Source organism: Trueperaceae bacterium (assembly GCA_031581195.1).
In the GTDB taxonomy this organism is placed as follows: Bacteria; Deinococcota; Deinococci; order Deinococcales; family Trueperaceae; genus SLSQ01.
The window spans coordinates 1-19,601 of record JAVLCF010000005.1 but is presented as its reverse complement, the minus strand read 5'-3'; the positions used below and the strand labels follow the sequence as shown (position 1 = coordinate 19,601).

Genomic DNA, 19,601 nt, shown 5'->3' with positions numbered 1-19,601 from the left:
CCGGGCTATCCTCTCGTGCGCAACGTCACGTGGCCGGCCGACGCCGGCGGAAGGGCACCATGGCTGACCTCCTCGTCGTCGGGGACGCGACCGTCGACCAAATGTACTTCGTGGACGCGGTCCCCGAGCCGGGCGGCGAGACCACCGCGACGCGGGCCGTCATGGAGCCCGGCGGGGCCGGCGGCACCCTGGCGACCGCCCTCGCGCGGTTGGGGCACGACGTGCGCATCGCGACGCGCGTCGGGACCGGGCCGTTCTCCGAGCTGGCACTCGCGAACGTCCGCGCCGCGGGGGTGTCGAGCGACCTGATCCAGGTCGACGACGACCGTCAAACCAGTAGCGTCACGATCCTCGTCACCCCGGACACGCAACGCACGATGGTGACGGCGGTCGGCGCCAGCCGCGAGCTCGACGCCAGCGCGTTGAGCGAAGCGACGTTCGAGGGGCTCGACGGCCTGGTCATGAGCGCCTACAGCCTCGTCGGGGGACCGCAGCGCGACTACGCCGTCAAGGCGCTCGAGATGGCGGCGGCGGCGGGCGCCACGACGTTCGTCGACATGGGGACCGGGGCGGTGAACGCCCTCCAGGGCCGCCTCATCGGCCTGGTACGCAAGGTCGACCACCTGCTCATGAACGAAAAGGAACTGTTCGCCCTCACCGGCACGTCCAGCATCTCCGAGGCGGTGTCGGGCCTCGCGGGGCACGGCATCGACCACCTCGTGGTGAAGGTCGGCGAGATGGGCTCGATCGTCATCACGCCCGACCGCTCGGAGCTCGTGGATCCGTACGAGATCGAGGGGGTCGTCGACACGACCGGCGCGGGCGACTACTACACCGCCGCCTTCGCGCACGCGACGGTCCTGGGGTACGACCTCCTCGAGGCGGCGGCGTTCGGGAACGTCGCGGGGGCGTGGAACACGACCGAGATCGGGGCGCAACGCCGCGACCTCGACGCCGCGACGTTGCGTCGCGAAGCGCGCGCGTTGGCGTTGCCGGACGGGTGAGCGCGGGAGGTGAGCGCCGCCTCGCGAGCGGCCTCTGGCAGCGCGCCCTCCCGAGCGACACCCTCCCCCCCTTCGACGCGACCTGGTCCGGCCTGATCACGTACGGCGGGCGCGGCCTGCTGATCGATCCCGGCTTCCGCGACCCCGCCGACGCCGACGCGTTGCTGGCGTGGGCGGCGGCGCGCGGCGCGACCGACGTCGACCGCGTCGCCCTCACGCACACGCACCCCGACCACGTCGCCGGCCTCCCTGCGCTGCTCGCGCGGCTCGGGGACGTCCCGGTCCACGTCCACCCGGCCGAAGCGGACCGCCTGCCCTCGGGCGTGCGGGCGGTCCCCACGGGGGACGCGCGGGCGCTGCCGCTCGCCGGGCGCCGCGTCCGGGCCCTGCACACGCCCGGGCACGCGCCCGGCCACCTGGCGTTCGCCGTCGAGACCGACGCGGCGGAGGAGGCGGACGCGAACGGCGCGCTGTTGGTCGGCGACCTGTTGACGGGGCGCGGTGGCGCCTGGGTGGGGACCCCGCACGGGGACGTCGACGCCTACCTGGCGAGCCTCGCGCGGATCCGGGCGCGCGGCCCCCGGATCCTGGGGCCGGCGCACGGCGACGCGATCGACGATCCCGCCGCCGCGCTCGACGCGGCGGCGGCGCACCGTCGGGCGCGCCTCGAAGCGATCGTGCGCACCCTCGCGGAGCCGACGACGTTGGACGCCCTGCAGGCGACCCTGTACGGGGCGGTGCCGCCCGACGCGGAGCGCTTCGTACGCGGGGCGTTGCTGGCGTCGCTCGCGTCGCTGCTGCGCGCCCGCCGGATCGCGCACGTCGGGGAGGACGAGGCGGGTCCGTACGTCGCGATGCCGGGCGCCTGACGGAGGGCCGGTCGGGCGAGGGGACCGCGACGCCGCGTCAGGCGTCGGGCCAAGCGCCGTGCAGGAGCGCGTCGCGCAGCGCATCGAGCGTCGGGGCGAGCGGCTCCACGCGGCGGGGGGCGTCGCGCAACCGGGCCAACGCGTCGGGTTCGTCCGGCGTGACGCCGATCGCGTCGCGTACCGCAGTCGGGAACTTCGCGGGGTGCGCCGTCGCGAGGACGAGGGTGGGCGCGTCGCGCAGCTCCGGGTGGGCGGCCCGGAGGCGCGCGAGGCCCTCGAGGCCGACGGCGGTGTGGGGACAGACGACCTCGCCGTCCGCGTCGTACGTCGTGGCCATGCGCGCGAGGGTCGCGGCGTCGTCGCTGGTGGTGGCGTGGAGGGTGCGGGGCAACGCGTCCCCGAACCACGCGTCGAGCCGCTCGAAGTTGCTGGGGGCGCCGACGTCCATCGCGTTGGCGCGCGTCGCGACGGTGGCGGGGCGGTCGTCCTTCGCGCGCCGCCCGGCGAGCACGTCGGGCAGGAAGGCGTTGGCGTTGTGCGCCGCGAGCCAACCGGCGACCGGGACGCCGGCCGCCGCGGCGATCCGCCCGCCGGTGAGGTTCCCGAGGTTCCCCGACGGCACCACCACCCAGGGGGCGGCGTCCACGCCGTGCGCGCGGCGCAGCTGCGCGACCGCCCACGCGTAGTACGTCGCTTGCGGCAGGAGGCGACCGACGTTGATGGAGTTCGCGCTCGTGAGGTGGGCGTCGGCGAGGGCGGGGTCGACGAACGCCTCCTTGACGAGGCGCTGGCAGGCGTCGAAGTCGCCGTCGACGGCGAACGCGCGCACGCCGGGCCGGGCGGCCACCAGCTGGCGTTCCTGCACGTCGCTGACCCGACCCCGGGGGTAGAGCAGTGCGACGCGTACGCCGGGGATGCCGGCGAAGCCGTCGGCGACGGCGGATCCGGTGTCGCCGCTGGTGGCGACGAGCACCGTCGCGGTGGCGCCGCGCCGGGCCAGGGCCCGCCCCGCGAGGCGCGCCATGGTGCGCGCCCCGACGTCCTTGAACGACAGGGTGGGGCCGTGAAACAGCTCGACCAGCCAGCGGTTCCCCCCGAGCGGGACGAGGGGCACGGGGAAGGCCGTCGCGTCGCGCACGAGCGGCGCGACGGCGTCGGCGTCGTCGCCCCACCAGGGCGCCAGCATGCCCGCCGCGAGGTCCGCGAACGACGGCGCGTCCGCCCACCCGTCGGGGAGGGGCGGCACGACGGTGGGGAGGTACAGCCCTCCGTCCGGCGCGAGGCCGCGCAGGAGGGCGTCGTCGAGGGGCACGTCGGGCCCGTCCGGCGCGCGGGTGCTGCGGACCGGCACGCCGCCCGGCGGCACCGGCCCCGAGCGGGGGGCGAGCGGCCCGCCGTTCACGCCGGGTCGATCTCCCCGAGGTCCTCGAGGCGGGGGGTGGTCGGGGCGGGGGCGGGCGCGTCGAGCGGCGCGGGCCCGGGCCGACCCGCGGCGGCGGCGAGCACGTCGCTCAGGACGGCGGACGCCGTCTCCGGGCCGCCGGCGCCGGGCCCGGTGAGGAGCACCTCGCCGCCCGCCCCGCGGTACAAAAGCGCCGCGCCGGCGCGCCCCGCGAGGGGGTGTCCGGCGGGCAGGTAGACCGGCCGGACGCGGGCCGCCCAGGCCCCCGCCTCGTGCACGAGGCTGCCGACGAGCTGCACCTGGCCGCCGTCCTCCATCGCCTCCTGCACGACGGCGGGCGTGAGCGCGTCGATGCCGCGGGTGGCGGCCCGCACCCGAGGCCAGGCGAGGTCCGGATCGACCGTGAGGCGGGCCAGGATCGCCAACTTGTGCGCGGCGTCGATGCCGCCGACGTCCAGCGTCGGGTCCGCTTCGGCGTAGCCGAGCGCCTGCGCTTCGCGCACCGCCGCGTCGTACGCGACGCCCGCCTCGAGGCGCCGCAGGACGAAGGTGGCCGTGCCGTTGAGGATCGCGTGCAGTTCGCTGGGGGCGGACCCGCGCAGGGCGCCGGCGACCGGCCCGACGGCGGGCGTGCCCGCCATGACGGCCGCCTCCAGGTGCAGCGTGCCCGCCTCCAGGGCGGGCCGGAACGCCTCCCAGCGTTCGGCGAGCGCCGCCTTGTTGGCCGTCACGACCGGCCGGCCGGCGGCGAGGGCGGCGAGCATCGCGTCGGTCGCGACGTCGACGCCCCCCATGACCTCGACGACGACGTCCGCGCCGTCGATGACCGCCTGCGGGTCGGTCGTGAGGTGGCGCCGGGGGTCGGCGAGGCGGCGGGGCTTGTCGAGGTCGCGGACCGCGACCGGACCGAGCTCGAGGTCGGAGCGGGCGGCCAGCAGGTCGGCGAGGGCGCTTCCGACCGTCCCGAAGCCCAGCAGCCCGACGCGGACGGGGCCGTCGTGCACGCGCGTCATGGCGGGCAGGGTAGCACGCGGCCGGCGGCCGCCGGCCGCTCGGGTACGATGCGCGGCGCTGCGCCGGGGGCCGCCCCGCGCGATGAGGAGTCCGCATGCTGGGAATCGGGATCGTCGGCCTACCGAACGTCGGCAAGAGCACGTTGTTCAACGCCATCACGAAGGCGGGCGTGGAGGCCGCCAACTACCCGTTCGCGACGATCGACAAGAACGTCGGGGTGGTGCCGGTCCCGGATCCGCGCCTCGCGGCGCTGGCGGAGCTCCACCGCCGCGACGGGGCGTTGCCGCCGATCCACCCCACCACCGTCGAGTTCGTCGACATCGCGGGGCTGGTGAAGGGCGCGTCGCAGGGCGAGGGGCTCGGCAACCAGTTCCTCGCGAACATTCGCGAGGTCGCCGCGATCGCGCACGTCGTGCGCTGCTTCGAGGACGACGACGTCGTCCACGTCGCGGGCCGCGTCGACCCGCTCGCCGACGTCGACGTGATCGACACCGAACTCGCGCTCGCCGACCTGGCGGCGCTCGAGAAACGCGCGGAGAAACTGCGCCGCAGCGCCAAGGGCAACCCCGACGACGCCGCCCTCCTGGCCCTCGTCGAACGCCTCCGGGAGGGGCTCGACGCCGGTGTCCCGGTCCGGGCGCAGGGCGAGGATCTGCCCCCCGACCTGCCGCTGTTGACGGCGAAGCCGGTGATCTACGTCGCCAACGTCGCGGAGGAGGACGTGGCGGGCGGCAACGCCCACGTCGACGCCGTCCGCGAGCGCGCCGCCCGCGAGGGGGCGGAGGTCGTCGTCGTGTCGGCCCGCATCGAGGCGGAGCTCGCCGAGCTCGACGCGGAGGAGGCGGAGGCGTTCCTGACGGAGTTGGGGGTGGAGCGCTCGGGCCTCGAGCGGCTGATCGAGACCGGCTACCGCACGCTGAACCTGATCACGTTCTTCACCGCCGGCGAGAAGGAGGTGCGGGCGTGGACGGTCCCCGACGGCGCGCTCGCGCCCGAAGCGGCGGGCACCATCCACAGCGACATGGAGCGCGGCTTCATCCGCGCCGAGACCGTCGGGTGGGACGTGCTGGTCGAGGCCGGCTCGATCGCCGGGGCGCGCGCCGCGGGGAAACTCCGCACCGAAGGCAAGAGCTACCGCGTCGTCGACGGCGACGTGATGCACGTCCTGTTCTCCGTCTGAGGACGGACCGCCGCGCGGCGGTCCCCCGAACGCCGTGCGCCCCCGGCCGAGGGCCGTGGGCGCACGCGTGGGGGCGACGCGACGTCAGAAGACGTTGCCGATGCGGAAGGTGAACACGCCGCTCGGGTTGCGTTCGCTCCAGCCGTAATCGAAGCGCAGCGCCGGCAGCGCCACCCCGGAGAAGCCCAGGTTGACCTGCACGCCCAGGCCGCCGCTGGCGACGATCTCGCCGGCGGCGTCGTCGGCGCCGCTCGACCAGGCGGCGTCGCCGAACACCACGCCGATCAGGGTCTGCGTCGCGACGGTCGTCAACTGGAAGTCGTAGCGGTACTCGAGCGACGTCGTCGCGTAGCTGCGCGTGAGGTCGAAGTCGTCGTCGGCGAAACCGCGCACCTGCGTCGCTTCGCGCAGCGTCTGCCCCAGCGTGAAGCGTTCGGCGTCGGGGTAGTCGCTGCCGAACTGGCTGCCGACGTTCAGGCGGGCGGCGAACACGTGCGCGTCGTCCGCGACCGCTCCACCCGTGAGGTTCTCGAGCGTCAGGTAGCCCTTCGTGCCCGCCTCGACGGGCACGAAGACGTACCCGCGGCGGTCCCCGTCGACCTCGAAGTCGTTGCCGAAGCCGACGCCGACCGACGCGTTCGCCGCGACGCCGTCGCGGGGGTAGGCGGGCCGGTCCCGCGCGTCGTACGTCAGGTCGGCGCCGACGAACCCGGCGGCGCCGTCGACGGGCGCGTACGCCTCGGCCAGGTCGCGGGGCAGCGAACAGTTCTCGGGGTCGTCGACGACGCCGTTCTCGACCTCGCAGGGGTCGTCGGGCGGCTCGACGTCGATCGCGACCTGGCTGGCGCGCGCGCGCAGGCGGACCGAGAGGTCGTCGGCGAGGGCCCGACCGACGCCGACCCCGAACCCGGTCGTGCGCCGCGTGTACTCGCCGATCGCGACCTCCGGCCCGCCGTCGAGGCCGGGGTAGCGCACCGACGTGGAGCCGCCGGTGGAGAGGCGTTCGTTGCTGGCGACGTCGCTGAACAGGCGCAGCGACGCGGACGTCGGCCGGTCGCGGAAGAACGGCGCGTCGAGGTACAGCCAGGGCACCTCGTAGCGGACGCTGCCGCCGAGCAGGAAGCCGACGTCGCCGTTGCGGGCGTCGAGCTCCCCCTCCACGGTGTGGGCGCGCCCCCACAGGTTGACGTCGCTCAACGCGAGGGAGGCGGAGAACCCGTCGAGGGTGCTGTACGACGCGGCCGGTTGGAACAGGCCGGTCTGGGCCGCCTCGACGACGATCTCGACGGTGACCGCGTCGGCGTCGTCGCCCTCGGGCGGCAGGATGCGGCGGTCGACCGGGCGGACGGCGCCCTCCTGCAGGACGCCGCGCAGGGCGTCGTCGATCGCGTCGAGCGAGACGACGCTACCGACGTCGGGGAGGCGCCGCAGGACGACGAAGTCGCGGGCGGTGGGGTCCGCACCCGCCCAATCGAGCCGGTACTGCCCGACGGTGTACTCGCGGATGCGGACGACGTACGTGCCGTCCACCCACGTGAAGTCGGGCTCGGAGGCGATGAGGTACCCCTCGCGCTCGTACGCCTCGACGATGCGTCGGTAGTCCTCCTCCGCGACGGTGGAGGTGAACGTGTCCCCCTCGCCGAGCGCGAGGGCATCGCGGAGCGTCGCGTCGTCGAGGACGGTGTTGCCCTCGATGCGGACGGCGTCGATGGCGCCCGCGGTGTCGGGCGGGCCGAGCTCGAAACCGACGCGGACGCCGCCGTCGGCGTTGACGCGCGGCACGAGCCGCACGTCCCCGGTGCGGCCGCTGGCGAGGCGGCGGACGTCCTCGAGGACGGCGTCGTAATCGAACAGGTCGCCCGGCGCGAGGCTGAGGGCGTCGGCGTCGATGCCGAGCGGGGTGGTGTCGATCGCCGCGATGCGCAGTTCGCGGAGGTGCACCTCGAGGCGCCCCCCGCGCAACGTCGTCGCCTCGAGGTCGACGCCGGACCCGCGGTAGCCGAGGCCCTCGTAGCGTTCCGCGACGCGGCGCACCGCGGCGCGGTACAGCGCCAGATCGAAGGCGTCCTGCTGCTCGACGGCGGCGAACGAGCCGGCGAGCTCCTCGGGCGTGAACACCGTGAGGTCCTCGAAGACGACGGTGTCGAGCCGCGCCGTTTCGTTCACGCGGTAGCGGACCCGGAGGGGCGGGTCCTCGCCGCGGTCGGCGAGCTCGGGCGCGACCTCGGTCTCGAGCCGTACGTCGGGATCGAACGGGAACCCTTCGGCGCGGTAGGCGGATTGGATCGTGGCGACGGCGTCGTCGGCGCGGCCGGTGTTGAACACGCGGCCCGGAGCCAGCAGGTGCTCGTCGGCGACGAGGGTCGAGAGGCGCGACGTCGAGAGCGCCTCGACGCCGTCGAACACGACCTCGCCCACGACGGGGTTCTCCTCGACGCGAACGACGAGGACCGGCCCGTCGCGGCCGGGATCGAGCGACACGCTGACGGTCGCGAACGTCCCGAGGCCGTACACGCGGTTGCGTTCCGCTTCGAGGTCGACGCGTTCGGCGGGGGTCCCGGGGCGGGTGGTGACGAGGGTCCGGACGATGTCGGCGTACGTCTCGGTGCCCTCGACGCGGACCTCCGCGACGGGGCCGCGCACCTCCGGCGCCTGCGCGACCGCGAACGGCGCGAGGGCCGCGAGCAGCGCGACGAGGAACGAAGCGACGGGTCGGCGGGCGGGCGGCGCGTCGGCGTGCGGGCCGCGGGCGCGAAACGGCGAAGGGTGCATGCGGGGAGCATACCGCCCCGCCCCGCCGGCCACGTGAACGGTCTCTCATGCGCCGCGCGTCCGCGCCGGGTGGCGGGGTCGTCCCCCGCGCCGCGCGGCGCGGGGGACGGGGTGTAGCATGCGGCCATGAGCGACGCTGCTGCGTACCAGACCGCCACCGGCCTCCGCGAGGAGGCCGTCGCCGCGATCCGGGCCGCGTCGAGCCTCCGGCCGGAGGTCGCGATCGTGCTCGGGTCCGGACTCGGCCCGCTCGCCGACGCGATCCAGGTCGATGCGGAACTGCCGTACGACCGCCTCCCCGGCTTCGCCGCGGCGACCGCCCCCGGGCACGACGGCACCCTCCTGCTGGGGACGTTGGACGGACGTCCGGTGGTCGCGATGCGCGGTCGCCTGCACCCGTACGACGGCCTGCCCGCCGCCCAGGTGGCCTTCCCCGTCCGCGTCATGCACGCCCTCGGGGCGGAGGCCCTGGTGGTCTCCAACGCCTGCGGGGGGCTGCGTCCGGAGTGGTCGGCGGGGGACCTGATGCTGCAGCGGGACTTCATCAACTTCACGTTCGACAGCCCCCTGATCGGCGCGAACGATCCGGCCTTGGGGCCGCGCTTTCCGGTGACGTTCGACGCGTACGACCCGGCGTACCTGGAACTCGCGCGGGCGACCGCGCGCAGCCTCGACGTGCCGCTGCGCGAGGGGGTGTACCTGGCGGTGTCGGGCCCGTCGTACGCCACCCGTGCGGAGTTGCGCGCCTTCCGGGCGTGGGGGGCCGACGCGATCGGGATGTCGACGGTGTACGAGGTGCTCGCCGCGCGCCACGAGGGCATGCGGGTGGTGGGGTTGTCGACGGTCACCGACCTGGCGATCCCCGACCGCGACCATCACGCCGACGAAGCGGAGGTCCTCGCGACCGCCGAAGCCAGCGGCGCGACGTTCCGTCGGTTGGTGCGCGCCCTCGTCCCGCACCTGTGAGCGTCGCGGCGGTCCGGCGCCGGATCGCCGCGGCGGCCGCCTCGGTCGGTCGCGACCCGGCCGACGTGCGGTTGATCGCCGTGACGAAGTCGCACGACGCCGACGTCGTCGCCGACGTCGTGCTCGCCGAAGGGGTGCGCGACCTGGGCGAAAACCGGGTGCAGGAGTGGCGCGCGAAGGCGGAGGTACTCCCGAGCGACGTGATCTGGCATCACGTGGGGACGCTGCAGCGCAACAAGGTGAAGTACCTCGCCGCGGCCCGCGTCCCGTGGATCCACTCGCTCGATTCCGAGCGGTTGGCGGACGCGCTCGAGGCCCAGGGCGCGAAGCACGATCACGTCTTCAAGGCGCTCGTGGAGGTGAACGTGGCGGGCGAGGCGTCGAAGCAGGGGGTCGCCCCCGACGCGCTGGAGGCCCTCCTGGCGTACGCGGCGCCGCTCGCGCACGTCGACGTCGTGGGGCTGATGACGATGGCGCCGTACGCCGACGATCCGGAGGTCGCGCGGCCGGTCTTCCGGACGTTGGCGGCGCTGGCGGACGGCCACGACCTGCCGGAACGCTCGATGGGGATGAGCGGCGACCTGGAGGTCGCGGTGCAGGAGGGCGCGACGATGGTGCGGGTGGGGGCCGCGACGTTCGCGCCCGACGACGAAGGGGGGACCCCGTGAAGCTCACGCCGTTGGACGTCGAGAACGCCCGCTTCGACCGGAGCCTCGCCGGCTACGCCCCGAAGGCGGTACGGGCGTTCCTCGCCGACGTCGCCGAGGAGCTCGAGGCCGCCCGCCGGGAGCTGGCGGAGGCGCGCGACGCGCTCGAGGCGCGCGACGCCCGCATCGAGGAGCTGCGCAGCGTCGAGCGGGACCTGCGTGAGGCGATCGTCTCCGCCGAGCGCGTCGGCGAGCAGGTGAAGGCGAACGCGGAGGCGGAGGCGGCGTTGGTGCGCGAACGCGCCGACCTGGCGCGCCGCGAGGCGGAGGCGGACGTCGCCCGCCTCCGAACGATGGAGGGCACGATCCGCGAGCGGTTGCGGGGGATGCTGCAGGCGTTCGAGCGGAGCCTCGATCTGGACGTCGGGACGGACGATGGCCCCGCGGACGGCGACGCCGCGGGGTCGTTGCGCGCCGAGGACCTGCACGACGCGGGCGGCGAGCCCGACGCGTGAGCGACGGAGCTAGCCGGCCGACTCGTCGCTGACGGGGCCGGTGGCGCCGTCGAGCGCCGCCTCCAGCGTCGTCCAGGGCAGCGTCGCGCACTTCACGCGGGCGTGCAGGTGACGGACCCCCTCGAGGGCGGTGAGTTCCCCGAGGTCGAGGTCGGTGGGGAGCGATTCGCCGCGGATCATGGCCTTGAACGCCGTCGCGAGGGTGCGCGCCTCCGCGGTGGTCTTGCCGTGGAGGGCGTCGGCCATCAGGTCGGCGGAGGCGGCGCTGATGGCGCACCCGTGCCCCTCGAACTTCGCGTCGCGCACCACGCCGTCCTCGATGCGGAGCGCGAGCGTGAGTTCGTCGCCGCACGACGGGTTGACGCCCTCCTGGCGGACGGCGGGGTCCGCGAGCGTCCCGCGGTGGCGGGGGGTGCGGCTGCGTTCGAGGATGACGGTCTTGTAGATCTGCTCCATCAACGACACGGATCGACCTCCGGGGGCGGCGTCACGCGCGGGGCGCGAAGAAGTCGCGGGCGGACGCGACGGCGTCGGCGAGCGCGTCGATCTCCGCGTCGGTGGTGGTGACGTGGGTGCTGGCGCGCACCGTGGAGGGCACCCCGAGCGCCGCCATGAGCGGTTGGGCGCAGTGGTGGCCGGCGCGCACCGCGATGCCCTCGGCGTCGAGGGCGGTGGCGACGTCGTGGGGGTGGACGCCGTCGATCACGAACGGCAGGATCCCGCCGCGGTCCGCGCCGCGCGGGCCGAACGTCGTGACGCCCTCGAGGGCGTCGAAGCGCGCCAGCATCGCTTCGCCGAGCGCGTGGTCGTGCGCCCACACGGCGTCCATGCCGACGCCGCGCAGGACGTCGACGGCGGCGTGCCAACCGACCGCTTCGGCGACGGCGGGCGTGCCCGCCTCGAAGCGGTTGGGGATGCCGGCGTACGTCGAGGTCTCCATCTCGACCTTCGCGATCATTTCGCCGCCCCCGAGGAACGGCGGGAGGGCCTCGAGCAGGTCGGCGCGGGCCCACAACGCCCCGATGCCGGTGGGGCCCATCATCTTGTGGCCCGACACCGCGTAGGCGTCGACCCCGAGCGCGGCGACGTCGACGGGCAGGTGCGGCGCCGCCTGCGCGCCGTCGACGAACACCTGGGCGCCGACGCCGTGCGCGAGGTCGGCGATGTCGGCGACGGGGTGGACGACGCCGAGCACGTTCGACATGTGCCCGACCGCCACGAGCTTCGTACGGTGCGAGAGGCGCGCGCGGAACGCGTCGAGGTCGAGCCGCTGATCCGCGCCGAGGGGCAGCGGCACGATGCGCGCGCCGGTGCGCTGGGCCGCCATCTGCCACGGGACCAGGTTGGCGTGGTGCTCGGAGACCGGGACGAGGATCTCGTCGCCCGCCTGGAGGTGGGCGTCGCCCCACGCGCGGGCGAGGAGGTTGATCGCTTCGGTGGCGTTGCGCACGAACACGAGGGAGCGCGCGTCGGGCGCACCGAGGAACGCCGCGATCGCGGTGCGCGCCGCTTCGTAGGCGTCGGTCGCCTCCGCCGCGAGTTGGTGGGCGCCGCGGTGGACGTTGGCGTGGTGGCGTTCGTAGTGGCGGGCCATGGCGTCGATCACGGCGCGGGGGCGTTGCGCGGTGGCGGCGTGATCGAGGTAGACGAGGGGGTGGCCGTGCACCTCGCGTTGCAGGATCGGCGTCTCGGCGCGCAGGGCGGCCGGGTCGAGGGACGCGGGCGGGGGGACGGTCATGCGGGTCACGGTAGCAACCCACCGGTGCGCGGCGCAGCGTCCGCGCGACGAACGCGAACGCCGGGCCCGGCCGGACCGGCGGTATGCTGCCCCGGTGATCCTCGAGGGGCTGCGCCAGTTCGCGTTCCGGAACCTCGCGACCGGCGCGCTCGCGTTCGAGCCGGGCGTGACGGCGATCGTGGGTCCCAACGCGGCGGGGAAATCGAACCTGTTGGACGCCGCCTACCTGGCGTCGACCGGGGCCCTGCCGAGCGGCACGGTCGGCGACGCGTTGCGGTGGGGGGAGGCGGAGGGGTTCGTCGCCGCCGACCTCCGCCGCGAGGGCGTGGCCTCGCAGGTGCACGTGGGCTTGGCGGCGGGCCGGAAGGTCGTCCGCCTCGACGGGCAGGCGGTCCGGCGGGGCGACGTCGCGCGCCACTTCGCGGCGGTGCGCATGACGCCGCAGGACGCCGACCTGGTGCACGGGTCGCCGTCGCGACGGCGCGGCTGGCTGGACGATCTGCTGGACCGCTTGTCGCCGCGCCACGCGGCGTTGGCGCGCGAGTACGCGCGGGTGCTGGAGCAGCGCAACGCCGGCCTGAAGACCGGCGCGGCGGCGGACCTGGTCGCGGTGCTCGGCCAGCGGTTGGCGGCGGTCGGGGACGAGATCGGGGACCTGCGGGCGCGCGCCGTGGCGCGCGTCGACGCGGTCGCGGCGGAGGTGTACGGCGACGTCGCGGGGGGCGCGAAGCGGTTCGCGGTCGCGCTCGAGCGGTCGCAGGGGGACGCGCCCCTCGAGGTGGCGTTGCGCGCGAGCGCGGCGGAGGAGCGCGCGCGCGGCGTGACGGTCGTGGGGCCGCACCGCGACGATCTGGCGCTCACGCTGGACGGGCGGGCGGTGCAGACGTTCGGTTCGCGCGGGGAGGCGCGGACGGCGGCGTTGGCGTTGCGGGTCGCGGAGTTGCGGCTCCTGGAGGAGAAGCACGGCGCGGCGCCGCTACTGCTGCTCGACGACTTCTCCGCGGAGTTGGACGCCGACCGGCGGGCGTACCTGTTGGCGTTGTCGGGGCGGTTGCCGCAGGCGTTGGTGTCGGGCACCGAAGCGCCGCCGCACGCGACGCGGGTGCTGCGCGTCGCGGGCGGCGTCGTGACGGAGGCGGGCGCGGTGGAGGACGGGGCGGCGGAGGACGGGGCGGCGGTCGCGGCGACGCCGGCCGGGGGTGGGGCCGACGATGGCTGAGCACGTCGCGAACGTCGTCGCGAAGTTCTTCGCGAAGGGGGGCCGGACGCGCGCCTACCGGCGGGCGGCGGCGGTCGTGGCGTGGCCGGAGGTGGTCGGCGCGACGCTGGCACGGTTCGCGGTCGCGCGCACCGTGCGCGACGGCACGCTGTTCGTGGACGTCAGCGACAGCGAAACCGCGATGCACCTGTCGATGCAGCGCCCCCGCTTCCTGCGCGCCTACGCCGAACGCTTCGGCCCGGGGGTCGTGAAGGACGTGCGGTTCGTCGCGGGCCGCCCCGCGGAGCGCACGCCGGCGGAGGCGAGGGCGGAGGCGGGAGGCGGGGCGACGCCGGACCGGACCGCGGAGGCCACCGTCGCGATCGACGAGGGGGCGCGAACGCGGTTGATGGCGGCGCTCGGGCGGTTGGACCTGCCCGACGCGGTCGCGACGCCGGCGCTCGAGGCGGCGGAGGGGTGGTTGCGGCACCGGGCGCGGGCGGAGGCGGAGGGCTGGACGCCGTGCCCGCACTGCGGGGCGCTGTCCCCCGACCCGGGCCCGTGCGACGCCTGTCGCCGGTACCGTGAGGCGCCGGCGGTCCGGCGGGCGGCGGCGCGGTTGAAGGTCGATCCGGCCGCCGCGACGCCGGACCTTGGGGACGACGAACGCCGCGTCGCCGAGGCGCTCGCGGTGGAGGCGCTGGACGAGGACCTGGTGGCGTTGCTGCCGCAGGTGCTGGCGTCGCCGGCGTTGGCGCCGCAGTTGCGGCATGCGGCGACGGTGCGGCTGGCGTTGAGCGAAGGGAAACCGCGCGAGGCGGTCGGCGAGGCCGACCTCGACCGCCTCGATGCGCGCGTGGCGCGCGCCCTCGGCCGATGGGGCGCCGGCGCCGGAGAGGACGACCGATGAACGACGGAGCGGAACGCCACGGGGGGGCGGACGGCCGGACGCCGGTCGCCGTGATCGTGCTGGACGGGTTCGGCTTGGCGCCGGACGGGCCGGGGAACGCCGTGACGCAGGCCGCGACGCCGACCTTCGACGCGCTGTGGCGGGAGGCGCCGCACACGACGTTGGAGGCGTCGGGGCCGGCGGTGGGACTGCCGGAGGGGCAGATGGGCAACAGCGAGGTGGGGCACATGAACCTCGGGGCGGGCCGGGTGGTGCAGCAGAGCCTCAGCTACCTGACCACGATCATCGAGGACGGCTCCATCGCGAAGACCGACGCGTTTTCCGACCTGTGCGCCGCGGCGGACGGGGCGACGCTGCACCTGTTGGGGTTGGTGAGCGACGGCGGCGTGCACGCCGACCTGGAGCACCTGACCGGCCTGCTCGACCTCGCGGTCGCGGCGGGCGTGGCGCGGATCCGGGTGCACGCCTTCACCGACGGGCGCGACACCGCCCCGGACGGAGGGCGCGGCTACCTGCGGGCGCTGGAGGCGCACCTGGCGGGCCTGGAGGCCGACGCGCGCATCGCGTCGGTGGTGGGGCGCTACTACGCGATGGACCGCGACGAGCGCTGGGCGCGCACCGAGGAGGCGTTCCGGGCCGTCGTGTGCGGCGAAGGGCTCCACGAGGCGGGGTCGGCGTCGGAGGCGATCGACGCGGCGTACGCGCGCGGCGAGACCGACGAGTTCGTGCGGGCGACCGTGATCAGCGAGGACGGCGCGCCGGTGGGCCCGGTGCGGCCGGGCGACGCGGCGTTGTTCGCGAACTTCCGCGCCGACCGCGCGCGGCAGCTGACGCGGGCCCTGAGCGACCCGGACTTCGCCGGCTTCGACCGGTGCGCCGACCCGCGTCCGCACCTGGCGACGTTGATGCCGTACGACGACGCGTGGCCGCTGCCGGCGCTGGCGACGGCGCCGCAGGTCGAGCGGTGCCTCGCGGACGTCGTGTCGGCGGCCGGGCGGACGCAGTTCCACGCGGCGGAGACGGAGAAGTACCCGCACGTGACGTACTTCTTCAACGCCAAGATCGAGGCGCCGTTCCCGGGGGAGGCGCGCCACATCGAGCCGTCCCCGAAGGTCGCGACGTACGACCTGCAGCCGGAGATGAGCGCGCCGGCGTTGACCGACGCGGTCCTCGCGCGGCTCGAGGCGCACGACGACGCCTTCGTGCTGGTGAACTACGCGAACCCCGACATGGTGGGGCACACCGGCGACCTGGGGGCGGCGGTGCAGGCGTGCGAGGCGGTCGATCGGGCGCTCGGGCGGCTGCTGGAGGGGGTGCGGGCGAAGGGGGGCGTGGCGATCGTGCTGGCCGATCACGGCAACGCCGAAACGATGCTTGCGGCGGACGGGGGGCCGCACACGGCGCACACGACGAATCCGGTGCCGTGCATCGTGACGGGGGCCGGGCCGGTCGAGCTTCGGGAGGGCGGGGTGTTGGGCGACGTGGCGCCGACGGTGTTGGCGCTGCTCGGCGTGGCGGCTCCGCCGGAGATGACGGGTCGGTCGTTGCTTCGCTCCTGACGCCGGCGTCCCGAACGGCGAACGCGCCCCGGATCGGTCCGGGGCGCGTTCGCGTGGCGTGCGGCGCGCGGGGCGCCGCGGGGCGTGGGGGGCTGGATCAGAAGTCCATGCCGCCCATGCCACCCATGCCGCCCATGCCGCCCATGTCGCCGGCGCCGCCGGCCGCGCCGGCGTCGTCGTCCTCGGGCTGGTCGGCGACGACCGCTTCGGTGGTGAGCAGCAGCGCACCGATCGAGCCGGCGTTCTGCAGCGCCGTGCGGGTGACCTTGGTCGGGTCGACGATGCCGGCGCCGAACATGTCGTCGACGTAGGCGTCGGTCGCGGCGTTGTAGCCGTACTTGCCGTCGTTCTTGGCCTTGATGGCGTTGGCGACGACGGAGCCCTCGGCGCCGGCGTTCTCGGCGATCTGGCGGGCCGGCTCCTCGAGCGCGCGCACGAGGATGCTGGCGCCGGTGCGCTCGTCGCCGTCGAGGCCGTCGATGACCTTCTGCACCGCGGCGACGGCGTGGATGAGCGTCACGCCCCCGCCGGCGACGACCCCTTCCTCGACCGCGGAGCGGGCGGTGGAGAGGGCGTCCTCGAAGCGGTGCTTCTTCTCCTTGAGTTCGGTTTCCGTGGCCGCCCCGACGCGGATGACGGCGACGCCCCCGGCGAGCTTCGCGAGGCGTTCCTGGAGCTTCTCGCGGGCGTAGTCGCTGTCGGTGTTGTCGATCTCGGTGCGGATGCCCTTGACGCGCGCCTCGATGGAGGCGGCGTCGCCCTGGCCCTCGATGATCGTCGTTTCGTCCTTGCTGATGCGCACGCGCTTGGCCTGGCCCAGCTGGTCGATGCGGACGTTCTCGAGCTTGTGGCCGAGCTCCTCGCTGATGACCTCGCCGCCGGTGACGGCCGCGATGTCCTTGAGCATCTCCTTGCGGCGGTCGCCGAACCCGGGCGCCTTGACCGCGGCGATGTTGAGCGTGCCGCGCAGCTTGTTCACGACGAGCGTCGCGAGGGCTTCGCCCTCGATGTCCTCGGCGATGATCATGAGCGGCTTGCCGGTCTGCGCGACCTGCTCGAGGACGGGCAGGAGGTCCTTGAGGGCGCTGATCTTCTTCTCGTGGATCAGCAGGTAGGCGTCCTCGAGGACCGCTTCCATCGCGTCGCTGTCGGTGACGAAGTAGGGGCTGAGGTAGCCCTTGTCGAACTGCATGCCTTCGACGACGTCGAGTTCGGTGTCGAGCGACTTGCTTTCCTCGACGGTGATGACGCCGTCGCGGCCGACCTTGTCCATCGCGTCGGCGATGAGTTGGCCGACGGAGGCGTCGTTCGCGCTGATCGAGGCGACTTCGGCGACGGCCTTGCTGTCCTCGACCGGGTTCGCCATGCCGTGGATCGCGTCGACGGCGGCGTCGACGCCCTGCTCGATGCCGCGCTTGAGCGCGAGCGGGTTGGCGCCGGCGGCGACGTTGCGCAGGCCTTCGCGAACGATCGACTGGCCGAGCACCGTGGCGGTGGTGGTGCCGTCCCCGGTGATGTCGTTCGTCTTGCTGGCGATCTCGATCAGCAGTTTCGCGCCGATGTTCTCGAGGTGGTTGGAGAGCTCGATGTCCTTGGCGACGGTGACGCCGTCCTTGGTGATGGTCGGGCTGCCGAACTTCTTCTCGAGGACGACGTTGCGGCCCTTCGGCCCGAGCGTGACCTTGACGGCGTTGGCGACGGCGTTGACGCCGCGCTCGAGGCTGCGGCGCGCCTCTTCCTTGAAGTACAGATCTTTGGCCATGATGTCCTTTCCTGGTGCGGGGGGGTCAGTCGATGACGGCGTGGACGTCGCGTTCGTTGAGGATCATCAACTCGCGTCCGTCGAGGCTGATTTCGGTGCCGCCGTACTTGGCGAACACGACGGTGTCGCCCTCCGACACCTCCATGGCGGCGCGGTCGCCGTTGTCGAGCAGCTTGCCCGAGCCGACGGCGATCACCTTGCCGCGCTGGCTCTTCTCCTGCGCGGTGTCGGGCAGGACGATGCCGCTGGCCGTGGTCTGCGGCTCGTCGATCACTTCGACGACGATGCGGTCCCCGAGGGGTTTGAGCGTCATGGTCTCCTCCTACGTTCGTGGGAATTGCGTGGGGGGGCCCACGCGTTTGGCACTCCCCGATGGAGAGTGCCAACTGGGGCCATGCTACGCCCCCGACCTCGAGATGTCAAGTCGGTTGAGCGTGGCGCACTCAGATGATGTCAGCCACGCCGGAGGCCGAGGAGGAGGCCCGGCACGAACGCCGCCGCGAACGGCAGGTTGTACGTCAGCACGTCCAGCAACGCCCCCCACCCCTCACGCAACGCCGCCGCCTCCACCCACGGTTCGGCGTCCGCCTGCACCGCCGACCAGTTCACCTGCACGTAGCCCACCCACGCCAGCCCCTGCACCACCACGAACAGGGTGCCCAGCAGCAACGCCGCGAGCTTCCCGAGCTTCTTCACGGCGAACCCGGCGACGAAGCCGGCGACCGCACCGAACCCCACCTGCTCGACGAGCGGAAGGAGCGGACCGAGGGCGGGGAGTTCCACGGCCGAGAACGGTACCACGCGCCCGCGCCGGCACGGAGCGACCGACGTCCCTGGGCTATCATGCCCGGCGTATGGCGTTCTCCGTCGCCCCCCGCGTCCGCGCCGCCCTCGACGAGGGCGTCGCCGTCGTGGCGCTCGAATCCACGGTCGTCACCCACGGCCTCCCCCGCCCCGACAACCTCGCCCTCGCGCGCGGCCTCGAGGCCACCGTCCGCGAGAACGGCGGCGAACCGGCGACCGTCGGCGTGCTCGACGGCACCGTCGTCGTCGGGCTCGAGGACGACGACCTCGTGCGCCTCGCCGAACCCGGCGCCGACAAGGCCTCCACCTGGAACCTCGCCGCCCTCGTCGCGCACGGCCGCGACGCCGGCACGACCGTCGCCACCACCCTCTACGCCGCGCAACGCGCCGGCATCGAGACGTTCGCGACCGGCGGCATCGGCGGGGTCCACCCCGGCGGCGGCTACGACGAGTCCGCCGACCTCGCCGCCCTCGCCCGCACCCCCCTCGTCACGGTCTGCGCCGGCCCTAAGAGCCTCCTCGACGCCGCCGCCACCCTCGAACGCCTCGAGAGCGCCGGCGTCGCGGTCGTCGGCTACGGCACCGACCACCTCGCCGGCTTCCACGTCGCCACCACCGACCTGCGGGTCCCCGCCCGCGCCGACGACCCCGCCACCGTCGCGCGCATCAAACGCGCCCAGGACGCCCTCGGGCAACCCCAGGCCCTGCTGCTCGCGCAGCCGGTCGATCCCGGCCTCGACGCCGACGCCTACGCCGGCTGGTTGCGCGCGGCGTACGCCGACGCCGACGCCGCCGGGATCGCCGGCCGCGACGCCACCCCGTACCTCCTCGACGCGCTGGCGCGCCACTCGGACGGCGCGACCGTCGACGTCAACCTCCGCCTCCTGCACGCCAACGCCGCGCTCGCCACGCGCGTCGCGGCGGCGTTGACGTCCACCCCGACCGGAGGGTCCACATGAACCACGACGCCGACCGCCCCGACGGCCCCACCCCCCCACGCGGCGCCGTCGGCGGCCCCCCCGCGCCCCCCGACCTCGGCGACTGGTTGCGCGCCGCGCGGGAGGAGGCGGGCCTCGACCTCGCCACCGTCGCGGGCCACACCCACGTCCGCGCGACGTACCTCGAGGCCCTCGAACGCGAGGACCTCGCGGCGCTCCCCGAGGACGTCTACGCCCGCAACTTCCTGCGCCTGTACGCCCGCGCCCTCGGGCTGGACGAGAGCGACGCGCTGCAGCGCTTCTCCCGCCTCCGCCGCCTCCGC

Annotated in this window: 19 protein-coding genes; 11 read left to right on the top strand and 8 right to left on the bottom strand. The window is 74.7% G+C overall.

Features of this window, described 5'->3' with window-relative positions:
- The first annotated feature begins 59 nt into the window (after nucleotides 1-59).
- Both RI554_01060 and RI554_01055 read left to right on the top strand, forming a co-directional pair.
- The gene (locus tag RI554_01060) at nucleotides 60-1,004 is read left to right on the top strand and encodes a carbohydrate kinase family protein (protein ID MDR9390598.1); all 945 of its coding nucleotides are present in this window, start codon (nucleotides 60-62) and stop codon (nucleotides 1,002-1,004) included.
- A complete protein-coding gene (locus tag RI554_01055; GenBank protein ID MDR9390597.1) occupies nucleotides 1,001-1,873 on the top strand; it encodes an MBL fold metallo-hydrolase in 873 nt (290 codons plus the stop codon). The genes RI554_01060 and RI554_01055 overlap by 4 nt, the downstream gene beginning before the upstream one ends.
- 37 nt (nucleotides 1,874-1,910) lie before the next feature.
- Here RI554_01055 and thrC read toward each other — a convergent pair whose 3' ends face one another.
- Together thrC and RI554_01045 are read right to left on the bottom strand one after the other, a co-directional pair.
- On the bottom strand, nucleotides 1,911-3,275 hold the full coding sequence (thrC, locus tag RI554_01050; GenBank protein MDR9390596.1) for a threonine synthase: 1,365 nt from the start codon (nucleotides 3,273-3,275) through the stop codon (nucleotides 1,911-1,913).
- On the bottom strand, nucleotides 3,272-4,288 hold the full coding sequence (locus RI554_01045; protein ID MDR9390595.1) for a homoserine dehydrogenase: 1,017 nt from the start codon (nucleotides 4,286-4,288) through the stop codon (nucleotides 3,272-3,274). The genes thrC and RI554_01045 overlap by 4 nt, the downstream gene beginning before the upstream one ends.
- 95 nt (nucleotides 4,289-4,383) lie before the next feature.
- On the opposite strand from RI554_01045, the gene ychF reads away from it, so the two are divergent.
- On the top strand, nucleotides 4,384-5,469 hold the full coding sequence (gene ychF / locus RI554_01040) for a redox-regulated ATPase YchF (protein MDR9390594.1): 1,086 nt from the start codon (nucleotides 4,384-4,386) through the stop codon (nucleotides 5,467-5,469).
- Between the two features lie 84 nt (nucleotides 5,470-5,553).
- Here ychF and RI554_01035 read toward each other — a convergent pair whose 3' ends face one another.
- Entirely contained in the window at nucleotides 5,554-8,241 is a 2,688-nt protein-coding gene (locus RI554_01035; protein MDR9390593.1) for a POTRA domain-containing protein, read from the bottom strand.
- A gap of 126 nt (nucleotides 8,242-8,367) precedes the next feature.
- Between RI554_01035 and RI554_01030 the strand changes: the two genes are divergently transcribed.
- From RI554_01030 to RI554_01020, 3 genes are read left to right on the top strand one after another with little or no spacing between them, the layout of a single operon-like run.
- Nucleotides 8,368-9,207, top strand: coding sequence for a purine-nucleoside phosphorylase (locus RI554_01030; protein ID MDR9390592.1), 840 nt, complete (start codon nucleotides 8,368-8,370; stop codon nucleotides 9,205-9,207).
- Entirely contained in the window at nucleotides 9,204-9,875 is a 672-nt protein-coding gene (locus RI554_01025; GenBank protein ID MDR9390591.1) for a YggS family pyridoxal phosphate-dependent enzyme, read from the top strand. Before RI554_01030 ends, RI554_01025 begins: the two co-directional genes overlap by 4 nt.
- Nucleotides 9,872-10,369, top strand: a complete 498-nt coding sequence (locus tag RI554_01020; GenBank protein MDR9390590.1) for a DivIVA domain-containing protein — start codon at nucleotides 9,872-9,874, stop codon at nucleotides 10,367-10,369. The genes RI554_01025 and RI554_01020 overlap by 4 nt, the downstream gene beginning before the upstream one ends.
- Before the next feature lie 9 nt (nucleotides 10,370-10,378).
- Here the strand turns inward: RI554_01020 and RI554_01015 are convergent, their stop codons facing one another.
- On the bottom strand, nucleotides 10,379-10,825 hold the full coding sequence (locus RI554_01015) for an SUF system NifU family Fe-S cluster assembly protein (GenBank protein MDR9390589.1): 447 nt from the start codon (nucleotides 10,823-10,825) through the stop codon (nucleotides 10,379-10,381).
- Between the two features lie 31 nt (nucleotides 10,826-10,856).
- Nucleotides 10,857-12,107, bottom strand: a complete 1,251-nt coding sequence (locus RI554_01010; protein MDR9390588.1) for a SufS family cysteine desulfurase — start codon at nucleotides 12,105-12,107, stop codon at nucleotides 10,857-10,859.
- Between the two features lie 94 nt (nucleotides 12,108-12,201).
- Here RI554_01010 and recF point away from each other — a divergent pair, with 94 nt between their 5' ends.
- From recF to gpmI, 3 genes are read left to right on the top strand one after another with little or no spacing between them, the layout of a single operon-like run.
- Entirely contained in the window at nucleotides 12,202-13,326 is a 1,125-nt protein-coding gene (gene recF, locus RI554_01005) for a DNA replication and repair protein RecF (protein ID MDR9390587.1), read from the top strand.
- Nucleotides 13,319-14,215, top strand: coding sequence for a DUF721 domain-containing protein (locus tag RI554_01000; protein MDR9390586.1), 897 nt, complete (start codon nucleotides 13,319-13,321; stop codon nucleotides 14,213-14,215). Before recF ends, RI554_01000 begins: the two co-directional genes overlap by 8 nt.
- Nucleotides 14,212-15,774, top strand: coding sequence for a 2,3-bisphosphoglycerate-independent phosphoglycerate mutase (gpmI, locus tag RI554_00995; GenBank protein ID MDR9390585.1), 1,563 nt, complete (start codon nucleotides 14,212-14,214; stop codon nucleotides 15,772-15,774). The genes RI554_01000 and gpmI overlap by 4 nt, the downstream gene beginning before the upstream one ends.
- A 97-nt stretch (nucleotides 15,775-15,871) precedes the next feature.
- Here the strand turns inward: gpmI and groL are convergent, their stop codons facing one another.
- From groL to RI554_00980, 3 genes are all read right to left on the bottom strand, one after another.
- Entirely contained in the window at nucleotides 15,872-17,536 is a 1,665-nt protein-coding gene (groL, locus tag RI554_00990) for a chaperonin GroEL (GenBank protein ID MDR9390584.1), read from the bottom strand.
- A 25-nt stretch (nucleotides 17,537-17,561) separates the two neighbouring features.
- Nucleotides 17,562-17,849 carry a co-chaperone GroES gene (gene groES / locus RI554_00985; GenBank protein MDR9390583.1) on the bottom strand — a complete coding sequence of 96 codons (288 nt, stop codon included), beginning with the start codon at nucleotides 17,847-17,849 and terminating at the stop codon, nucleotides 17,562-17,564.
- A 140-nt stretch (nucleotides 17,850-17,989) separates the two neighbouring features.
- Complete coding sequence (locus tag RI554_00980) at nucleotides 17,990-18,319, bottom strand: FUN14 domain-containing protein (GenBank protein MDR9390582.1); 330 nt, start codon at nucleotides 18,317-18,319, stop codon at nucleotides 17,990-17,992.
- 71 nt (nucleotides 18,320-18,390) lie between these two features.
- Between RI554_00980 and RI554_00975 the strand changes: the two genes are divergently transcribed.
- Nucleotides 18,391-19,299, top strand: coding sequence for a pseudouridine-5'-phosphate glycosidase (locus RI554_00975; protein MDR9390581.1), 909 nt, complete (start codon nucleotides 18,391-18,393; stop codon nucleotides 19,297-19,299).
- Nucleotides 19,296-19,601 (top strand): helix-turn-helix domain-containing protein (locus RI554_00970; protein MDR9390580.1); only part of this gene is annotated, 306 nt, incomplete at its 3' end. The genes RI554_00975 and RI554_00970, both read left to right, overlap by 4 nt.

Coding starts and splice junctions, on each gene's coding strand:
- RI554_01060 (MDR9390598.1), top strand. CDS start 60: ATGGCTGACCTCCTCGTCGTCGGGGACGCGACCGTCGACCAAATGTAC.
- RI554_01010 (MDR9390588.1), bottom strand. CDS start 12,107: ATGACCGTCCCCCCGCCCGCGTCCCTCGACCCGGCCGCCCTGCGCGCC.
- RI554_01045 (MDR9390595.1), bottom strand. CDS start 4,288: ATGACGCGCGTGCACGACGGCCCCGTCCGCGTCGGGCTGCTGGGCTTC.
- RI554_01015 (MDR9390589.1), bottom strand. CDS start 10,825: ATGGAGCAGATCTACAAGACCGTCATCCTCGAACGCAGCCGCACCCCC.
- groES (MDR9390583.1), bottom strand. CDS start 17,849: ATGACGCTCAAACCCCTCGGGGACCGCATCGTCGTCGAAGTGATCGAC.
- gpmI (MDR9390585.1), top strand. CDS start 14,212: ATGAACGACGGAGCGGAACGCCACGGGGGGGCGGACGGCCGGACGCCG.
- RI554_01030 (MDR9390592.1), top strand. CDS start 8,368: ATGAGCGACGCTGCTGCGTACCAGACCGCCACCGGCCTCCGCGAGGAG.
- RI554_01035 (MDR9390593.1), bottom strand. CDS start 8,241: ATGCACCCTTCGCCGTTTCGCGCCCGCGGCCCGCACGCCGACGCGCCG.
- RI554_00975 (MDR9390581.1), top strand. CDS start 18,391: ATGGCGTTCTCCGTCGCCCCCCGCGTCCGCGCCGCCCTCGACGAGGGC.
- groL (MDR9390584.1), bottom strand. CDS start 17,536: ATGGCCAAAGATCTGTACTTCAAGGAAGAGGCGCGCCGCAGCCTCGAG.
- RI554_01000 (MDR9390586.1), top strand. CDS start 13,319: ATGGCTGAGCACGTCGCGAACGTCGTCGCGAAGTTCTTCGCGAAGGGG.
- ychF (MDR9390594.1), top strand. CDS start 4,384: ATGCTGGGAATCGGGATCGTCGGCCTACCGAACGTCGGCAAGAGCACG.